The sequence below is a fragment of the Lacisediminihabitans profunda genome (assembly GCF_008040105.1).
GTDB lineage: Bacteria > Actinomycetota > Actinomycetes > Actinomycetales > Microbacteriaceae > Lacisediminihabitans > Lacisediminihabitans profunda.
In genome coordinates this window covers 340,362-357,621 of the sequence record NZ_VRMG01000004.1, presented here as the reverse complement: position 1 = coordinate 357,621, position 17,260 = coordinate 340,362, and the positions used below count along the sequence as shown (strand labels likewise).

Annotated in this window: 16 protein-coding genes and 4 tRNA genes; 11 read left to right on the top strand and 9 right to left on the bottom strand. The window is 67.8% G+C overall.

Going from position 1 to position 17,260, the window contains the following annotated elements; genetic code table 11:
- Positions 1 to 17 precede the first annotated feature (17 nt).
- Positions 18 to 1,235 (bottom strand): ribonuclease D, encoded by a 1,218-nt coding sequence (locus tag FVP33_RS04265; protein ID WP_147782467.1) that lies wholly within the window; start codon positions 1,233 to 1,235, stop codon positions 18 to 20.
- A gap of 31 nt (positions 1,236 to 1,266) precedes the next feature.
- A complete protein-coding gene (locus FVP33_RS04260; RefSeq protein WP_147782380.1) occupies positions 1,267 to 1,863 on the bottom strand; it encodes a DUF3000 domain-containing protein in 597 nt (198 codons plus the stop codon).
- A gap of 22 nt (positions 1,864 to 1,885) precedes the next feature.
- On the opposite strand from FVP33_RS04260, the gene FVP33_RS04255 reads away from it, so the two are divergent.
- A complete protein-coding gene (locus FVP33_RS04255) occupies positions 1,886 to 3,085 on the top strand; it encodes an alpha/beta hydrolase family protein (RefSeq protein WP_147782379.1) in 1,200 nt (399 codons plus the stop codon).
- Positions 3,086 to 3,092: 7 nt separating this feature from the next.
- Here the strand turns inward: FVP33_RS04255 and FVP33_RS04250 are convergent, their stop codons facing one another.
- Genes FVP33_RS04250 through FVP33_RS04240 form a run of 3 tightly spaced genes read right to left on the bottom strand, consistent with a single transcriptional unit; the run spans position 3,093 to position 5,205 of the window.
- The gene (locus FVP33_RS04250) at positions 3,093 to 3,815 is read right to left on the bottom strand and encodes a dihydrofolate reductase family protein (protein ID WP_147782378.1); all 723 of its coding nucleotides are present in this window, start codon (positions 3,813 to 3,815) and stop codon (positions 3,093 to 3,095) included.
- Positions 3,812 to 4,252 carry a SufE family protein gene (locus FVP33_RS04245; protein WP_147782377.1) on the bottom strand — a complete coding sequence of 147 codons (441 nt, stop codon included), beginning with the start codon at positions 4,250 to 4,252 and terminating at the stop codon, positions 3,812 to 3,814. The genes FVP33_RS04250 and FVP33_RS04245 overlap by 4 nt, the downstream gene beginning before the upstream one ends.
- A gap of 50 nt (positions 4,253 to 4,302) precedes the next feature.
- Entirely contained in the window at positions 4,303 to 5,205 is a 903-nt protein-coding gene (locus FVP33_RS04240) for a sulfurtransferase (protein ID WP_147782376.1), read from the bottom strand.
- A 171-nt stretch (positions 5,206 to 5,376) separates the two neighbouring features.
- On the opposite strand from FVP33_RS04240, the gene zapE reads away from it, so the two are divergent.
- On the top strand, positions 5,377 to 6,411 hold the full coding sequence (zapE, locus tag FVP33_RS04235; protein ID WP_246142163.1) for a cell division protein ZapE: 1,035 nt from the start codon (positions 5,377 to 5,379) through the stop codon (positions 6,409 to 6,411).
- A gap of 600 nt (positions 6,412 to 7,011) precedes the next feature.
- Here the strand turns inward: zapE and FVP33_RS04230 are convergent.
- Positions 7,012 to 8,154 (bottom strand): Na+/H+ antiporter NhaA, encoded by a 1,143-nt coding sequence (locus FVP33_RS04230; RefSeq protein WP_147782375.1) that lies wholly within the window; start codon positions 8,152 to 8,154, stop codon positions 7,012 to 7,014.
- 266 nt (positions 8,155 to 8,420) lie between these two features.
- Between FVP33_RS04230 and FVP33_RS04225 the strand changes: the two genes are divergently transcribed.
- From FVP33_RS04225 to FVP33_RS04215, 3 genes are all read left to right on the top strand, one after another.
- Positions 8,421 to 9,692 carry an ammonium transporter gene (locus tag FVP33_RS04225; RefSeq protein WP_147782374.1) on the top strand — a complete coding sequence of 424 codons (1,272 nt, stop codon included), beginning with the start codon at positions 8,421 to 8,423 and terminating at the stop codon, positions 9,690 to 9,692.
- A 117-nt stretch (positions 9,693 to 9,809) separates the two neighbouring features.
- Positions 9,810 to 10,874, top strand: a complete 1,065-nt coding sequence (locus FVP33_RS04220; RefSeq protein ID WP_147782373.1) for an ammonium transporter family protein — start codon at positions 9,810 to 9,812, stop codon at positions 10,872 to 10,874.
- Between the two features lie 20 nt (positions 10,875 to 10,894).
- Positions 10,895 to 11,083, top strand: a complete 189-nt coding sequence (locus FVP33_RS04215) for a hypothetical protein (RefSeq protein ID WP_147782372.1) — start codon at positions 10,895 to 10,897, stop codon at positions 11,081 to 11,083.
- 36 nt (positions 11,084 to 11,119) lie between these two features.
- On the opposite strand, the gene FVP33_RS04210 is transcribed toward FVP33_RS04215, so the two are convergent.
- Positions 11,120 to 11,192 (bottom strand) — tRNA-Val (locus FVP33_RS04210).
- 167 nt (positions 11,193 to 11,359) lie between these two features.
- Here FVP33_RS04210 and FVP33_RS04205 point away from each other — a divergent pair.
- The 4 genes from FVP33_RS04205 to FVP33_RS04190 all read left to right on the top strand — a co-directional run bounded on the left by FVP33_RS04205 (position 11,360) and on the right by FVP33_RS04190 (position 14,158).
- Positions 11,360 to 11,431, top strand: a tRNA-Gly gene (locus FVP33_RS04205).
- A gap of 53 nt (positions 11,432 to 11,484) precedes the next feature.
- Positions 11,485 to 11,555: transfer RNA gene (locus FVP33_RS04200), tRNA-Cys, on the top strand.
- A 39-nt stretch (positions 11,556 to 11,594) separates the two neighbouring features.
- Positions 11,595 to 11,666 (top strand) — tRNA-Val (locus FVP33_RS04195).
- Between the two features lie 476 nt (positions 11,667 to 12,142).
- The gene (locus FVP33_RS04190; RefSeq protein WP_147782371.1) at positions 12,143 to 14,158 is read left to right on the top strand and encodes a DUF6777 domain-containing protein; all 2,016 of its coding nucleotides are present in this window, start codon (positions 12,143 to 12,145) and stop codon (positions 14,156 to 14,158) included.
- A 328-nt stretch (positions 14,159 to 14,486) separates the two neighbouring features.
- Here the strand turns inward: FVP33_RS04190 and FVP33_RS04185 are convergent, their stop codons facing one another.
- Positions 14,487 to 15,455 carry a hypothetical protein gene (locus FVP33_RS04185; RefSeq protein ID WP_147782370.1) on the bottom strand — a complete coding sequence of 323 codons (969 nt, stop codon included), beginning with the start codon at positions 15,453 to 15,455 and terminating at the stop codon, positions 14,487 to 14,489.
- Positions 15,456 to 15,637: 182 nt separating this feature from the next.
- On the opposite strand from FVP33_RS04185, the gene FVP33_RS04180 reads away from it, so the two are divergent.
- Positions 15,638 to 15,934, top strand: a complete 297-nt coding sequence (locus FVP33_RS04180; RefSeq protein WP_147782369.1) for a putative quinol monooxygenase — start codon at positions 15,638 to 15,640, stop codon at positions 15,932 to 15,934.
- A 46-nt stretch (positions 15,935 to 15,980) separates the two neighbouring features.
- Positions 15,981 to 16,310, top strand: a complete 330-nt coding sequence (locus tag FVP33_RS04175) for a hypothetical protein (protein WP_147782368.1) — start codon at positions 15,981 to 15,983, stop codon at positions 16,308 to 16,310.
- On the opposite strand, the gene FVP33_RS04170 is transcribed toward FVP33_RS04175, so the two are convergent.
- On the bottom strand, positions 16,307 to 17,257 hold the full coding sequence (locus FVP33_RS04170; protein ID WP_147782367.1) for an NADP-dependent oxidoreductase: 951 nt from the start codon (positions 17,255 to 17,257) through the stop codon (positions 16,307 to 16,309). The two genes, FVP33_RS04175 and FVP33_RS04170, sit on opposite strands and share 4 nt — an antisense overlap.
- Positions 17,258 to 17,260 lie beyond the last annotated feature (3 nt).

Below are 17,260 nucleotides of genomic sequence, written 5' to 3'. Positions count from 1 at the left end.
GAATCGTTTGCTTGTTCCTACGAATCCGATTCGTCAGTCTGGAGCGGAGTTTGGTTGGCTTCGACAAAGGCATCGAGAACTACCTGTGCGATTGCGTCAATCTGCCAGGGGCGCGCGCCGAGGTCCACGAGCCGCTCCTGCACGGCGGCGAGGTCCAGCGGCGAGGGCGGGGCCCAGGCGAGGCGGCGCAGCAGCTCCGGGGTGAGGAGGTTCTCGACGGGGATGCTGAGGTCGGTCGACGCCTCGGTCACCGCGGCACGGGCGGTCTTGAGTCGCTTGTCGGCCTCCGGGTTGCGATCCGACCAGATCCTGGGCGGTGGCATCGTCTCTCCGGGCACCCGTAGCGCGGGGAGGTCCTCGCTGATCCGGCCGGCCTCGATGGCCGCCCACCAGCGGGACAGTTCGGATCGGCTGGCCCGGCCGTTGAATTCCCGCATTGCCGCGAGGGCCTGCTTCGACTCGGGCATGGCCTTCGCCACCGCGATCAGCGACGAGTCCGGCACGAGTCGTCCGGGGGCGATGTCGGTCTCCCGGGCGAACGCGTCGCGTGCCTCCCAGAGTTCCCGGGCGACGGCGAGGTTGCGCGGGCCCCGCACGGTGTGCAGTCCGGAGAGTCGACGCCAGCCCTCGCCCTTGGACGGCTTGGCCTCCCGGGTGAGCACCGCGGCGAACTCCTGGGCGGCGATCGCGGTCTTGCCCGCCTCATCGAGCAGGCCGGCCATGGCATCCCGCAGATCGACGAGAAGTTCAACGTCGAGAGCGGCGTACACGAGCCAGGACTGGGGGAGCGGCCGCGTCGACCAGTCGGCCGCCGAGTGCTCCTTGGCGAGGTGGATGCCGAGCAGCTCGTCCACGACCGTGCCGAGTCCCACCCTGGGCAGTCCGGCCAGGCGTGCACCGAGTTCGGTGTCGAAGATGTGCGTGGGGTCGAGTCCCACCTCGCGCAGGCAGGCGAGGTCCTGGCTTGCCGCGTGCAGCACCCACTCCTCGTCGGCGATCACGTCGTTGAGCTCGGCGAAGTCCCCAATGGCCGGCGGGTCGAAGAGGAACACCCCGGCCCCGCGGCGGAACACCTGGATCAGGTACGCGCGCTGCGAGTACCGGAACCCGGATGCCCGCTCGGCATCGATGGCGATCGGCCCGTGACCGGCCGCGATCGTCTCCACCGCGCGCAGGTACTCCTCCCGCGATTCGATCGCGGAGACGAGTGCATGGGCTGCCTGTTCGACCGCCACGGCCTCCGGTGGGGTGGGGTCGTGTTCGGTGTCACTCACGTGCAGCTCGACGCGCCGCTAACAAACTGACTCCTTCGACGGCCGGCGGGAGGCCCGCCAGCATGCACAACAACTCACCCCAGCCTTCCACATGTGCGGTGATGTCGTGGTCGAGTGGGCTCCAGGAGGCCCGGAGTTCGATCTGGGCACCGTCGCCCTGGCTGGCGAGCTCGCCGTAGCCGGTCGAGAGGATCTTGGTGGCGGTGCCGGCGGCTGCCATGTATTTGGCGCCCCTCGCATCGAGCGCGTCCACGAGCCAGGACCACGCGACGTCCGCGAGGAACGGGTCGAGTCCGATGTCGGTCTCGAGCGGTGCCTGGGCGAAGCAGACGATGCGGAAGGGGCCGCCCCACGCCTCGGGCTCGCTCGGGTCGTAGAGCAGGATGAACCGGCCAGTGCCGAGGTCGGAGTCTGCCTCGTGGCGGGCTGGCGTCACGTCCGCCGCGAGCGCGATGCTGTACGGCGCGAGATTGCCGGGCGCGGGGATCTCGGTGAGGGTGAGCTCGGAGCGCAGCCGGGCGCGGCGAACAGAGTGGAGCGCGGCGGTGAAGACGGCCGGCACCGATTGTCCTGCGGGTTTTTCGGGCACGACTGAAGACTAAAGTTCGACTGTGGCAGATTCTCGAAGGCACGCCGTCCGGGGCTTCCCTTGGTTGACCGCGAGCCTGCTGGCCGCCGGAGCAGCAGTGAGCCTCGGTGCCGTCGCATCGAGCGTGCTCACGGTGGTGGTCGCCCGCACGGTGGTGACGCCACCGCGGCGTCGTCCGGAGGACGTCGTGGTGCTGTCGGTGGATCTCGAGGCCGCGACGATCACCCTCAGTGACACGCCGGATGCCCTGCTTCCCGGCGAATACAGCTTCTGGTTCGCTGACGGAGCCGGACATGCCAAGCTCGGCGAGATCATCCGCCGGTCGGATCACACGGTCACCCGCCGAGTGATCTCGGTCGATTCCGGAGAGTTGGCGAAGGCAACCCGCGGACGGATCAGCGGCTGGTTCTTCCTCACCCCGGCCGAACTGGGGGTGCCCTTCGAGGACGTCGACATCGCGACGGAGTTCGGACCGGCACCGGCCTGGCTCGTTCCGGCCGCCGGGCCGAGCACGCGCTGGGTGATCCAGGTGCACGGGCGCGCGGTGCGTCGTGCGGAGGCGATCCGGGCGATCCCGGTCTTCCGCGACGCCGGCTACACCTCGCTGCTCATCTCGTACCGGAACGATGGAGAGGCGCCGCCGAGCCTCGACGGTCGCTACGGCCTCGGCGACACGGAATGGCGTGACGTGGAGGCCGCGATCCAGTACGCCGTCGACCACGGGGCGACCGATGTCGTGCTGATGGGCTGGTCGATGGGCGGGGCGACGGTGCTGCAGGCGGTCTCCCGGTCCGCTCTGACGGGTGTCGTGCGTGGCCTCGTGCTCGACTCTCCGGTCGTGGACTGGGTGACGGCCCTCCGCTTCCAGGGCACGCTTCTGCGGTTGCCCGGGCCGGTGTGGTCCGGGGTGATCGCTCTCATCGGGGCCGAGTGGGCGAGGCGCCTCACCGGGCAGGGTGCCGCGATCGACATCGGCCGGCTCGACTTCGTTAGACGGTCAGACGAACTCGACCTGCCGATCCTGCTCATGCACAGCGAGGACGACGGGTTCGTCCCGCCGACCGCGTCTCGAGCCCTCGCCGAGGCGAGGCCCGACATCGTGACCTTCGAGTCGTTCAGCGGGGCGCGTCACACCAAGCTGTGGAACTACGACCCGCCGCGGTGGAATGCCGCGATCGCGCACTGGCTGGCAACTGCGCCGCTGGCGGCTCCCGGCGACTGACCGCGATTCAGCTCCCGCGAAGCAACCAGCGCGCGTAGAGCCCGCCGCCGTCGTCGACCAGCAACTGCCTGAGCTCGAGGGGCCTCTCCTCGATCGGGCGGTCGCCCAGCAGTCGCAGGCGGCCGGCGCCGATCCTCGGGCTCGTCGAGAGGCAGAGCTCGTCCACGAGCCCGGCGTCGAGAAGCTGGGCGGCGAGGGTCGGACCGCCCTCGCAGACGATGCGGTTGAAGCCGAGGGCGGCCAGCGAGCCGACGACGGATGTCGCCGCGAGCCGACCGTCGAGGTCCGGGATGGTGACGATGCGGGCGGCGATGCCGCCGAGGGACTCGTGAACGGCGGGTTCGGCACTCGCCGGGCACAGGACGATCAGTCGATCGGGCGCGAGCTCCGGCTCAAGGCGATGGCCAGTGAGGTCGCCGCTGCCCGTCAGCACGGCGAGCGGCACGGTGCGCGGGAGCTGGTAGCCCTCCGCGCGCACGCTCGCGGCGCCGACCAGCACGACTTGGCTGTGGCGCCGGATCACGCCGAGAATCTTGCGGTCCGCGCGATTGCTCAGGGACTCCGAGGTGCCGTCGGCTCCCGCCGCGCTGCCGTCGACGCTCGCCACGAGGTTGAGGCGCAGCCAGCGGTCGGCGCCGGGCTCGTACAGCCCGGCGAGGCGCGCCCGCGCATCCTCCGCATCCGTGTCGATCGGTTCGCCCGGCCCGGGGAAGACGCGCGTGAGGATCACGCGGCGATCTTCTCCCGGATCTGTCGCTTGGTGCGCCCGAGCATCGCGGTCATGCCGCGGATGCGAAGCGGACTGACCGCCTCGGTGAGCCCGATCGTGTTCGGGAAGTCGTCCGGCACGTCGAGCACCTGCTCGACGGTGAGACCGCTCAGGCCCTGAGCCAGGATGGAAGCGAACCCGCGAGTGGTCGGAGCCTCCTTGGGCGCCGTCGCAAACAGGTGCACGATCCGGTCGTCGTCCACCTCCACGAAGATGTAGACGGGCGACTGGCACTCCTCCACCCGCTCGAACAGGTCGGGGTGCTCGGCGTAACGCGGCGGGAGTTCGGGGAGTTCGTTGGCGAACTCCAGCAGCAGCACGAGGCGGTCCCGCTGGTCGAGTTCGAGGAAGTCGTCCTGAATCTGGATGAGAGAGTCGGGGAGATCGCGTTCTGTCATGGCTCTCCAGTATCCCACCGCGCTGTCCCGCTGCCGCGTGACCGGGAGGACTAGCGACCGACGGGTACCGCTCCCGGCTCCGTGCCCTTGACGATCGGCACGCGCACCGCGGAACCCCACTCGGTCCAGGATCCGTCGTAGTTGCGCACCCCTTCGAAGCCGAGCAGGTGGGTGAGCACGAACCAGGTGTGGCTCGACCGCTCGCCGATGCGGCAGTAGGCGATCACGTCATCGCCGTCCCGCAGCCCCGCACCGTCCCGATAGATGGAGTTGAGCTCCGCCAGCGGCTTGAAGCCGCCGTCCTCGGCGACGGCCTTCGCCCACGGCACGTTCTGCGCGGTGGGGATGTGGCCGGCGCGCAGGGCGCCCTCCTCGGGGTAGGCCGGCATGGTTGTGCGCTGCCCGGTGTACTCCTCCACGGATCGCACGTCGATGAGCGGGCGGCCGAAGTGCGCGAGCACGTCGTCCTTGAAGGCGCGGATGGCCGCGTCGTCGCGCTCGACGACGGGGTAGTCCACGGGGGCGACGGCCGGGGCATCCGTCGTGTATTCGCGGCCCTCCGCCTCCCACTTGGCGCGGCCGCCGTCGAGAAGCCGCACATCTTCGTGGCCGAACAGGGTGAACACCCACAGCGCATAGGCGGCCCACCAGTTGTTCTTGTCTCCGTATATCACGACGGTCGTGTCGCGGGCGATGCCCCTCGATCCGACCAGTTTCGCGAATTGTTCGCCGTTGATGTAGTCGCGTTCGATCGGGTCGTTGAGGTCGGTGTGCCAGTCGATCTTGACGGAGCCGGGAATGTGGCCGGTCTCGTAGAGCAACACGTCCTCATCTGATTCGACGACGACGAGGCCGGGGGTGCCGAGCCGCGCCTGGAGCCACTCGGTGCTCACGAGCCGCTCCGGGTGGGCGTACTCGGCGAATTTCGGGGATGGATCGACCTCGACGGTCATGAAGAACCTCCAGTTGACGCCTCGTGCGGGCGACGGTGTGCGTGTTTGCGGGCAGCTAGGGTTGAGAAGTACCCGTAACGAATCTACGCACTGCGCGAGGCTTCAGGTGGCCCCCCGTAAGAGTTCGACACATTTTCGGGACCGGATCTTCAAGGCAGGGGCGAGGCACGAGTGAGCGCTGACCAGGATTTCTTCGGCCTGTCGAATCCGGAGAGTCTGCTGGATCGCCGGCCGACGCTCAGCGGCACCGAGATCGTCGAGCAACTCGTCCCGCCGCGGCAGTTCCAGTCGGCCACGCTCGACTCCTACCGGCCCGACCGCGACTTTCCGTCACAGGGGGCGGCAGTCGCGGCCATCCGCAATTTCGCGCATGCGAATTCCGGACGATCGGGTGGCCTCTTCTCCCGTCGCCGCGCACCGGCCTCGCTCCCGGGGGTCTACCTCGACGGTGGCTTCGGCGTGGGCAAGACCCACCTCCTTGCCGCCCTCTGGCACCTCATGCCCGGACGCAAATACTTTGGGACCTTCATCGAATACACCGCGCTGGTGGGGGCGCTCGGCTACGCGCCCACGGTGGCCCTGCTCAAGGGTGCCTCCATCATCTGCATCGACGAATTCGAACTCGACGACCCGGGGGACACGCGCCTGATGTCGCGGCTACTGTCCGACCTGGTGGCATCCGGATCGAGGATCGCCGCGACATCGAATACCCCGCCGAATGCCCTCGGCGAGGGCCGGTTCGCCGCACAGGACTTCCTGCGGGAGATCGATGCCCTCGCCGCCCGCTTCACCACCCTCCGCATCGACGGCCTCGACTACCGCCGCCGTCACTTCGAGGGGCACGCCGCCACGGTGGCCGAGGGTGACCTCGACGCCGCGATCGCCGCGGTGGAGGGCGAGATCACCGTCGACAGTTTCGACGATGCGGTGCGGTACCTCGCCTCGGTGCACCCTTCCCGCTATTTCAAGCTCGTCGATGGACTAGACGCGATCGCCCTCACCGACGTTCACGAACTCGCCAACCAGACGGATGCGCTCCGGTTCGTCGCCTTTGTCGACCGCCTCTACGACGCCCAGGTGCGCATCATCGCGACGGGAACACCGCTCGACGAGATCTTCCCCGAAGAGATGCTGGCCGGCGGCTATCGCAAGAAGTACCTGCGCGCGACGTCACGACTCATCGCCCTCACCGCCGGCCACATCTAGCTGCATTGCCCAGGGACGCTGGTTAACCAGCTGATGGGTGGGCCGGCTCCGATCGCGGTGTGGGGCCTGCGTCCCCGCCACTGTGCGGCATTCCCCGGTCGCTGGCACGGGTTGTGCAGGACGGCTCGGGCGTCCACGGGTGCCCGCCCCGCCAGACTCCAGTTCTGCAGGACGGGTGGTGCAGGACGGCAGGACCGGTTGTGCAGGACGCCTCGGGCGGACAGCGAGGACGGCAGGTGCAGAACCGACGGGAGCGTCCTGCAGACCGGGACCCTTCCGGTCGCCACACCCCTGCCGTGTCCTGCACAAACTGTCTTGCACAAGCTGTCCTGCCCGAGCTGTCCTGCACAACCTGTCCTGCATAACTGGAGTCTGTGGGGTAGGCACCCACACCACCGGGACCCGTCCTGCAGAACACGGCCCGACCGACGCGGGCGGCAACGCCAGAGGGCCGAGAAGGTCCAGCCTCCGGCATCGCGGCGACCGGCGTGCGGCGGAGCAGCATCAGCGTGGGACAGGAGGACCTCGCTCACGTTCACCGACTGAAGCGAGTCGTCACACCCAACCAACCTGCCTGGGCAGCACACCTTGCGAACGGGGTCAGGCCTTGGCGCGCCCCGAGCGGTAGTGGCGGGAGCGCGCCGCCGTGAGCGAGACGCCGATCACGGCCGCGATCACCGAGGCGACCAGCACCGCCAGGGTGCCCTGCACGGCGATCTCGTGGTCGTGGGCATAGGCGAGTTCGTTCATGAGCAGGGAGACGGTAAATCCGATTCCCCCGAGGCCGGCCACCGCCACGATGTCTCCGAGCGGGATGCCCTTCGGGCCTCCGCGGCCGGCAATGGCAGTGGCGATCACCGCCCCGCCGGTGATGCCGATGAGCTTGCCGACAGGCAGGGCGATGACGATCGCCCAGAACACGGGGCTCAGGTCGGCGATGCCCACCGCAGGCAGCGCGACGAACGCCGCCGCAAACGCGAAGACCGGCAGGATGAAGCCGTTGCTCACCGGTTCGAGGGCGTGACGGGTCTTGCCAGCGCTCTTCCCCGCCATGATGAGTCCCAGGGCGACGCCGGCGATCGTCGCGTGGATGCCCGACAGGTGCACGAGCACCCATGTGGTGATCCCGAGCACGATGAGCAGCGCGACGATCGGTGCGGAGCGCGCCCGGCCGCTCAGCCAGCCGAAGAGCAGCACGACCGGAACGGCCACGAGCAGGGGAATTGGCTGCAGGTCGCTGGTGAAGAAGGCCGCGATGATGATGATCGCGATCAGGTCGTCGATCACGGCGAGTGCGAGCAACAGGGCGCGCACCCGGGAAGGAAGTGCGCGGCCGACGAGGGCGAGCGCCCCGAGGGCGAAGGCGATGTCGGTCGCGGTGGGAATCGGCCAGCCGACGGACAGCGCCGGGTCGCGCACCACGATCAGGAAGATGATGGCCGGCACGATCACGCCGCCGACCGCCGCGACGGTGGGGACGAGGGCCTTCCGTGCGCTGTCGAGCTCGCCGTGCGCGAGTTCGTGGCGCAGTTCGATCGCGGCGATGAAGAAGAAGACGGCGAGCAATCCGTCTTTGACCCAGTCCCCGGCCGTGAGGTGGAGTCCCAGCCAGGGGATGTCGAGGGGAAAGTCCTTGGCGTTCTGAAGCGCGGGTCCCCAGGCGGTGTTCGCCAGAATCACTCCGAGAATTGCAGCGCCGAGGAGCAGGAAGGCCGCATAGCGCTCACTTCTCAGGATTTTCACTGGCCTCCGGTCGACGCATTCGAGTCTACGGCGGTCGCCCCGCCGCCCCGGACTCGCTCGTGAGGCGGATCCACGGAATGGCGAAACACGATGTTTACATTCACGCCACGGGCGTAACAGGGGTGAAACACGGTGACAGTGCTTCGGAAATGTCGGCCCACCAAACTAGCCCCATCCCGAGGCGGATCGGATCGGCGGCCCGTTGAACCGATCGAGAGCAGACGCCGACGGGAGCCCTGTGAAATAGAGAGAGGCAACCCCAACCCATGGTCGCATTGTCGGTCCTAACGAATGCCACTACTGACGGCATCACACTCAACTTGAATTCGCTGTGGCTCCTCGTGGCCGCCGCCCTCGTCCTGGTCATGACCCCCGGTGTCGCCTTCTTCTACGGCGGCATGGTGCGGGCCAAGAGCGTCATCAGCATGATGATGATGAGCTTCGGCGCCATGGGCCTCATCGGAGTGCTCTGGGTGCTCTACGGCTACGGTCTTTCCTTCGGGCCGCCGCTCATCTCCGGCTGGCTCGGAAACCCCTCTGGCCTGTTCGGTCTCGGCAAGCTCGTCGGAATCGGCAAGGGCGGCGCCATGTCGGCCGACCTCAACGGTCTCGCCTTCGCCGGCTTCCAGGCCACCTTCGCCATCATCACCGTGGCCCTCATCTCCGGCGCGATCGCCGACCGCGCGAAGTTCGGTGCGTGGATGGTGTTCGCCGGTGTCTGGGCGACCGTCGTGTACTTCCCGGTCGCCTACTGGGTCTTCAACCTCACGGACGGCTGGGCGCCCCACATCCTCGGCGTGAATGACTTCGCCGGTGGCACCGCCGTTCACATCAACGCCGGCGCGGCTGGTCTTGCCCTGGCGCTCGTGCTCGGCAAGCGCGTCGGCTTCAAGAAGGGCCTGTCCAAGCCGCACAACGTGCCCCTCACCCTCCTCGGCGCCGCGCTGCTCTGGTTCGGCTGGTTCGGATTCAACGCCGGCTCCGAGGCCGCTGTCGACGGTGTCGCCGCCATCGCCTGGATCAACACCCTCGCGGCCCCCGCCGCCGCCATCCTCGGCTGGCTCATCGTGGAGAAGATCAAGGACGGCAAGCCGACCTCGATCGGTGCCGCGTCGGGAGCCGTCGCCGGTCTCGTCGCCATCACCCCGGCCTGCAACATCCTGACCCCGGGTTGGGCAATCGTTCTCGGACTGCTCGCCGGTGCGGTGTGTGCCTTCGCGATCGACCTCAAGTTCAAGCTCGGGTTCGATGACTCGCTCGACGTCGTGGGTATCCACCTCGTCGGCGGTCTGCTCGGCACGCTCTACATCGGCATCTTCGGAAGCGGAATCGGCCTGATCGACACGGGCAGCTTGAAGCAGCTCGGGGTGCAGGCCCTCGCCGGATTCGGCATCCTGATCTACTCCTTCGTGCTGGCCTACGCGATCGGCTGGATCATCCAGAAGACGATGGGCTTCCGCATCACCAACGAGGATGAGGTCGCCGGAGTCGACACCATCGTGCACGGCGAAGAGGGCTACGCGCTCGAAACGGTCTGACCCACAGAATCACAGCACGCGGGGTGCCGTCCTTTCGGGGCGGCACCCCTCGCTGTGTCACGGGCCGTGTGAGACTGGCCCGGTGACGATCCAGGGGGCCGGCCGCGGGAGGATGCCATGACCGCGACCAGCGTGTGGCTGAGCGTGCTCGGTGCTGCCGCCGTTCTCGCGTCCGCATCGTTCTTCACGCTCGTGCAGAACCGGCTCGCCGGCCGGAGTTCTCGCGGCGCCTGGTCGGCTCTCGCCGCGATCGCGGCGGTCGGCGCCGCCATGGGGCTCGTGCTCGTCGCCCTGAGACCGCCCGGGTTCGCCCCGCTGTTCATCGCCCCGATCGCGGCACTCTGCGCATTCTTCGCCGTGGTCGTTACCTCGCCGGTCCGCGCTCCGGGCCGCCGCCTGCCCGTGCTGGTCTTCGGCGCCCTCGCGACAGCCTTCGTGGCACTTCCGGCGCTCGCAACGGTGTTCGGCACCTGGTTCGATCCCTTCGGCACCGGCCTCGGTTTCATCGACATCGGGGCGGCCCTGCCGGCGCTCGTGGCGGCCGGTAGCGGCGGGGGAGCCGTGCTGTGGATCGAGCGGCGGTCACAGGTGTGGGTCGTTGCTCCGGTCGAATCGTGGGGGCGGGTGCTCTGGCCGACGCTAGCGATGTGGGCCGCGTGGTTGGGCTGGCTCGTCGCACTCGAGCTTGCCATCGACTCGCACACCTCACTCATCGTGCTCAATGCGGTGCTGATGCCGCTGGCCGGGGCCCTCGCGGGCGCCCTGGTCGAGAGGGTGCGGGATCGCGCGAACACCCCGCTGGGCGTCGTGACGGGCCTGATCGGCGGGCTCGCGGCCGCGACTCCCGCGTGCGCGAACCTCGAACCGGCCATCGGAGTGCTGGTGGGCGCGCTGAGCGGGGCGGTGTGCCTGCTGCTTCCGCGGCGCGGGTCCGCCAGCCTCCTGCCGACCGTGAGCGTGGGCGCGGGGATCGGCCTCGTGCTGATCGGAGGGCTCGCCACCGACGTCAGCTTCATCTACACCGGCCAGCCCGAGGTGTTGATGGGGCAGGCGCTGGCGGTGATCGCCGCAGCGGTCTGGTCATTCGCCGTCTGCGCGATCCTCTGGGCCACTCTCCGCCGGATCGGACGGTCGCGGCCCACCGAACCCCTGAGAGGCCGGGCCGGCGACCGCCAGGCCTAGTCTGGGCGGGTCCTGGGCGCATGTTGGCGGCTCCTTGTACGGCGCTGCCGCCGGACGCTCGTGACGGCCACCGGCATCCGCCCTGGCCGCTCTTCGAGGCCGAACCGGTGTCCATGCACGAAGAGTTGCTCGCCGCGAACGGTCTGCCGGGCATCTACTCGCCCGTCGTGTTCACCCAGTTCGGCGGCCCGGAGGTCGAGCCGGCCTGAGCAAGCGATGGTGGCCGCACTGCGCGGGCTGTGATGTGGGCGATACCGGACTCGAACCGATGACCTCTTCCGTGTGAAGGAAGCGCGCTACCAACTGCGCCAATCGCCCGCCGTGGACAATCCTGCCATATCCGCGGCCCTGTTCAGAAACACGACCGCCGGCAACCCCGGAATGTGGCCGAAATGACCTCGGTTGGGCGACACGCACCAATCTGGATTGGCTCTCTCCCGCAGCATCAGATAGAGTCTTCCAAGCACGCAGGAATGCGTGCAAGTGCGGATGTGGCGCAGTGGTAGCGCATCACCTTGCCAAGGTGAGGGTCGCGAGTTCGAATCTCGTCATCCGCTCGAGTGAAGTTCCATGGTGGCTGAATATTAGGGCAGTATGGGGAACCACACATGGTGGCGTGGCCGAGAGGCGAGGCAGCGGCCTGCAAAGCCGTCCACACGGGTTCAAATCCCGTCGCCACCTCGGAGATAGACCGCACGAGATAGAATAGAAAAGAAGCTTGAGCGATTGGCGCAGCGGTAGCGCGCTTCCCTGACACGGAAGAGGTCGCTGGTTCGATCCCAGTATCGCTCACAAAAGAAACCCCCGGAATCATTGAGATTCCGGGGGTTTTCTAGGTCCGAGGGCTCTACGTAATAACTACGCAATATCGAATTGTGGCCGTCACGTCCGATACGGTTCACGACAACCGCGTAGACGGCAGCGCGTACCGCGACGCCGGTCCATGCAACTAAAACGCTGATGGCACCCGCCAGCACCGATAGCGGGTTGAAAATGACATCCGCGCCCGTCTGGAACTGACGAATTTCCGACCGTCAACCGCCACGATGGCCACGGTCGGCTTTGCCTCTTTCGCCCGCGTCTGGGGGAGGTCTACACTCGGCCCCACCTGCTCGATGTCGCGTCACCCGAAGATAGCCGAGGTGGGTCATGAGTGCTCCACGGTTCGTCGTAATCGCCGCCGCGGGGGGAGTGTTGTTGCCCGCCACCGCCTGGTCGTCCGGCGGTCCGACCTCCAGTCGGTCACGGTGTTCACTATGAGACGCTGGATGTCGAGTCGCTGGGCTGTTGTAATCACGGTCTGTGTCGCGGTCATCGCGGTTTCGGCGGCGGTGATCGTGGTTGTCGGGTCGCAGGCCGTGGCCCCGGTGACGTTGGTGCCGGCGTCATCCCCGGGTCCCAACCCATTCACGGATTCGGTCGCAACCGGTCCCGCGGTGAATGTTGCGGCCAATACGCTCGCCGAAAACAACGCGTTGCGCAAGACGTTGCCGTCCGATCAGAGGGCCCACATGCTCGTAGCCACGGGGACCGCTCCTGGGCTGTACGGCGGCAGCGGCGACCAGCACGTGTGTGACCCTCAGAAACTGGTCGCTTTCCTGGCCCAGCATCACGTGAAGGCCGTGGCGTGGGCCGGCGTTCTGGGCATCGCAGTCAAAGACATCGCGTCCTATGTCACGAAGCTGACGCCGGTGTTGTTGACGAGCGACACGCTAGTGGAGAACCATGGTTTTCGGGGTGGTGTGGCCTTCTCTGAGCTGTCGGTGCTCCAGGCCGGCACCGCCGTGATGGTCGATTCGACCGGCACGCCGCGGGTGAAGTGCAACTGCGGGAACCCGCTCACGCCACCTACGCTCATCACACTGTCCACGGCCACCATCCGGGGCACGGTGTGGCCTGGTTACGCACCGGCGGGCGTGACCGCGGTTCGGCCCGGGCGGCCGGCATCCACGCTGACCCTGGTGGATGTGGGGACCGGTCGAACGTACGAACAATCCACCGAAGCCGGAGCGGGACTGTGGGTCGCCGCCGAGAACGCCAACGAGCAGCAGACCACGATCGTTACCAGTAGCGACGGCCGCCTCTGGAACCCCGCAGGTGTCATACCGTCCCATGGCGATGGCGTCCCGGTCCTGGCTTGGGGGAACGGAACATGGATCGCCGAGGTTGGCAGCCTTTCAGGCTCCACCCTGCTGGAGAGCACGGACCTGCACGCATGGAACCTGGCGGCGACAGTGCCCGACCCCATTTCCGCTGTCGCCTATGGTAACGGCCGCTGGACCGCCGTGGGCGCACTGGCATCGAGCCCGGGCATCCCGGCCGCCGTTGTGTGGGGGAGCGCTGACGGGGTGCACTGGGATCAGGTTGCCTCATCCAGCGTCAGCAATTCGGTATTCACCGGCTCTCTGGGGTCGGTGGCCTATGGGGACGGTCAATGGATTGCCGTGGGCAGCCCCGCGATGAACACCAGCGGCCTCACGACGTACACCAGTAGCGATGGCATCAATTGGGCAAACGGGGGGACCATCAGCGGGGGGACCATCAGCGGGTGGACGTTAGGACAGATCGCGTACGGGGCGGGGCAATGGACACTCGCTGATGACACATGGGCTGACAGCCAGGCGAACTCGGTCGGTGACCGCGTCGTCGTGGCTGTGAGCAAGGACGGTCGGTCCTGGGCTGTCGGCGACCCGATCGTGCCGGCCGACACTGCTGTTGGCGGCGTGGCCTACGGCAACGGCAAATGGCTCGCGGCAGCCGTTGACATGACAACCGGCGGCAGCACGAACGGTGAGTCGACCTTTTTTAGCAGCGGGGACGCCAAGACGTGGTCGCCAACAGTCCATGTCACGCAGACGGTGGTAGCGCTGGCCTTCGGGAGCGTTTCCTCAGCTGCTGGCACACCGGCACCCACGCCGTCTTCGACGGCCGGGGCGAACATCGGCGCGGCTTTCGCTGGGACTTGGGAGACACACATGGGGTCACTCGTGATCGACGCATCCGGCACGGGTCATATGAATTATGTGGACCTGTCGCTCTGTTCGAGTTGTTCCATCGTGGACGCGCCCAGGAGCACCCTCGACTTCGTGTTGACATCGGTCGCCCAGGGCGTCGCGACAGGCCATGTCACCGCCTCCTCAGATCCCAATGGTTACGCCGTCAGCGCGCCGGTGCAAGTCAGTCTGAGTGCCGGGACGCCCGGTCAGATCCTCAATATATCCATCGCCGGACAGCTGTTTTTCCCCCTCTGCAACAACACCTCCGTCGGTCAATGCGGTGCCTAACGAAGCGAAGCCCGTGGCTATCAGCGCGACTCTCCAAGCTCGCTGGCGATCGCAAATAGCGGTTCGAATCGGCGGCGCTCCGACATCGCCAATGCGTTGTCGCAGATGTAGGTCGACGCTCCCGTTAGTCGACGCTCCCGCTGACGGCGGCATCCGTCAAGTAGTTGAGTGTATCTCGACGAATACAGGCGCATACTGGAGGCAGCAGGGAACCGATACCAGCTGTGGCACCGCCGACTCGCCGTCTGAAAGCCTTCGGGTAAGGGCTAGACGAGCATGCCTGTTGGCGGCGCCGCAGTCCTCGGCGCTGAGGAGAGCCCTGGCGTGCCTACGCCTCGGCGTGCACGGCGCGCTGACTGCGCCAGGCCCGGCGGAACCCGTCGACGACGTCGAGCACGGCGACGAGCACCACCACGAATTCGAAGACCGCCGAGACGATCCGCACAACGTCAGTGGGCATCGCCATCATGTCCAGGAATGCGCGGTTGAAGACCTGGTCGGTCGCGAGAAGCCAGACGGCCGGCACGGCGAACACCAGATTGAGCGCGACGTTGGCCCAGGCCAGCGACCAGGTCCAGTGCCCGACCGCATAGGAGACCGCGACGAAGACGATCTCGAGTACGGCGACACTGATGAACCAGGGCAGCCAGAAGGTCCACAGCGCCGGGTCGAGCACGGCGGTCCTCTCGCCGCCTGCCGTGCGCACCACCCAGATGTTGCCCTGCCAGACGATCAGGCCGATGAACAGCAGGTAGCCGAGAACGCCGGCGATCGTCGAGCCGATCCCGATCTTCTCCGCGGTCGGCACCTTCGGCAGCAGGGCGGGCTTCCAGAGCGTGGCCCGGTCGCGCCGCTCCGGTGCGGTGCGTTCGATCACCGCGAAGGCGAGCGTGGTCCAGAATGCCGCCTGCACCGCAACGGAGAACGCCGCGCTCAGGGCGGTGCCCAGGGCATCGAGAGGGTTGCTCCGGACGATCAGCTGGGCAAGCATCAGGGCGACGAACATGGCGGGTGCGGCGACCGAGACGACGACGATCAGCACCCTCCGATAGTCGAAGAAGTAGGCGGGGCCGATGAGATAAGACGGCCTCCCGACGTACTCGGCGGCGCGCCTGTCCGGGTCGCCCAACTCCGTGATCGCGTCGAGTTCGGCCGCCTCAACAGCGCTGCCCCCCGCGAGCTTGGCCGTGATCGCGTCGTGGACGGATGCCCGGACCCGGGCCTCGACGTCGGCGCGCCTGGCGCTCGGAACGGTGCGGACGACGGCCCAAACATAGCGGTCGGTGAGGGTGGCCATCGGTTGATCTCCCTGCCTGCGGTCGCGAGAGTCGTCGCGTGGCACACACAGTATTCGTGCCGCGGGGACCAGACAGGGCCTTTGTGCCCGACGCGTGCCGGCGGCGCGTTCCTAGACTCGACTCACGACCGGTGTCCGGCAGATTCTGGGGCCACCGCGCCGCTATCACTGAGGAGACCGAAATGGCATTGAAATTCGGAGTGCTGGCGCTCGTCGAGGCGAAGCCCGGCAAGGAGCAGGACGTGTGGGAGTTCGTGAGTGGCGCCCGCGAGATCGTGATGAATGAGCCGGAAACGAAGACGTGGTACGGCTTCCGCGTGAACGAGAACACCTTCGGGATCTTCGACACGTTCGAGACGGAGGAGGGGCGGCAGGCCCACCTGGGCGGGGCGATTCCCGCCGCGCTCGGCGAGCACGGAGCGGAGCTGCTCGCGAAGGATCCCGACATCAGGCTCGTCGAGGTCATCGCCGTCAAGTAACCTGAAATTCTGCAGGGCCCGGCTGCTCCGAACGACAAGGAGCAAGGTGGCCGAGTGGCACCCGGTGCGCATGGCCGTGCCGGTCGAGTGGATCGTGCGGTATCCGGCGCAGGTTGCGCCCATCGGTGTGGTGCGCCGTCTCGAATTCGGGCTGCGGCCCGACGTCTGGTTTCGCGCCGTGACCTGGGACAGGGCCTCCGAGCGGCGGCATCTGATCGGCTATTTCCTGCGGCAGGAGGATGCCGTGGCGGCCGTCTGGGCGACCTTCCTCGCGGCCTCCACGGAGCAGCACCACGTGGCGTCCAGACGGGGTCACGAAGGGGAGAGGTCCGCCCCGCCGACGCACTCGGTGCCGCAGCACGTTGAACGCGACTAGACCCCGGGCAGGAGCACGATCTTGCCACGCACGTGACCGGTCTCGCTCTCGCGCTGCGCCTCTGCCGCCGCGCTGAGCGGCAGCCGACGGGAGATCTCGATCTGGAATTCGCCTCGGCGAACGAGTTCGGCCACGGCGTCGATGGCCTCGCGGCGCAGCGCCTGTTCCTGAGCGGTCAGCGGCACCGGGCTTCCGCCGGACCAGGCCCGGATACCGAGTTCGGCGGCCTTCGCCCCGAGCACGATCGTGCCGATCCGGTTGTGGTCGGCGACGAGCGCGAGGGAAGTCTCGATCGCCTCGGGGGTGCCCGCTGCGTCCAGGGCGACGTCGATGCCCTGCGGCGCGACGGCCCGCACCCGATCGGTGAGCCCCGGCCCGTACGCGACCGGGATCGCGCCGAGCTCGGCGAGCCTGGCGTGGTTGGCTTCGCTGGCGGTGGCGACGACGGTGGCGCCCCAGGCGTGCGCGAACTGCACGGCGGCCTGCCCGACGGCGCCGGAGCCGCCGTGGACGAGGAGGGTGTCGCCGCGGGTGACGCCGAGCGAGGTGAGGACCTGGAACGCGGTACCGGCCGGAACGCCGATCGCGGCCGCCTGCTCCCAGGACAGGGACTTCGGCTTGGCGACGAGCTGGCGCGGGTACGCGACCAGGTGGCTGGCGTATGCGCCATCCGCACCGCGAACGATCACCTCGTCTCCCACCGACCAGCCGTCGACCAGCGCGCCGGTCTCGACGATGACCCCCGCGGCATCCGACCCGACCCGCCTCGGCCCGGTCAGGGGAGCGCTCGACCGAAGTCCGGAGCGCAGCTTCGAGTCGATCGGGTTCACCCCGGCCGCCCGGACCTCCACGACGACGCCGTCGACGGGCGCCGTCGGGGTCGGAACCTCGACCACCTCGAGCACCTCGGGCCCGCCGAATCGGGAATACTGCACGATGATTGCCATGGT

Coding starts and splice junctions, on each gene's coding strand:
- FVP33_RS04220 (WP_147782373.1), top strand. CDS start 9,810: ATGACCGCGACCAGCGTGTGGCTGAGCGTGCTCGGTGCTGCCGCCGTT.
- FVP33_RS04240 (WP_147782376.1), bottom strand. CDS start 5,205: ATGACCGTCGAGGTCGATCCATCCCCGAAATTCGCCGAGTACGCCCAC.
- FVP33_RS04170 (WP_147782367.1), bottom strand. CDS start 17,257: ATGGCAATCATCGTGCAGTATTCCCGATTCGGCGGGCCCGAGGTGCTC.
- FVP33_RS04190 (WP_147782371.1), top strand. CDS start 12,143: ATGTCGAGTCGCTGGGCTGTTGTAATCACGGTCTGTGTCGCGGTCATC.
- FVP33_RS04180 (WP_147782369.1), top strand. CDS start 15,638: ATGGCATTGAAATTCGGAGTGCTGGCGCTCGTCGAGGCGAAGCCCGGC.
- FVP33_RS04245 (WP_147782377.1), bottom strand. CDS start 4,252: ATGACAGAACGCGATCTCCCCGACTCTCTCATCCAGATTCAGGACGAC.
- FVP33_RS04225 (WP_147782374.1), top strand. CDS start 8,421: ATGGTCGCATTGTCGGTCCTAACGAATGCCACTACTGACGGCATCACA.
- FVP33_RS04215 (WP_147782372.1), top strand. CDS start 10,895: ATGTTGGCGGCTCCTTGTACGGCGCTGCCGCCGGACGCTCGTGACGGC.
- FVP33_RS04185 (WP_147782370.1), bottom strand. CDS start 15,455: ATGGCCACCCTCACCGACCGCTATGTTTGGGCCGTCGTCCGCACCGTT.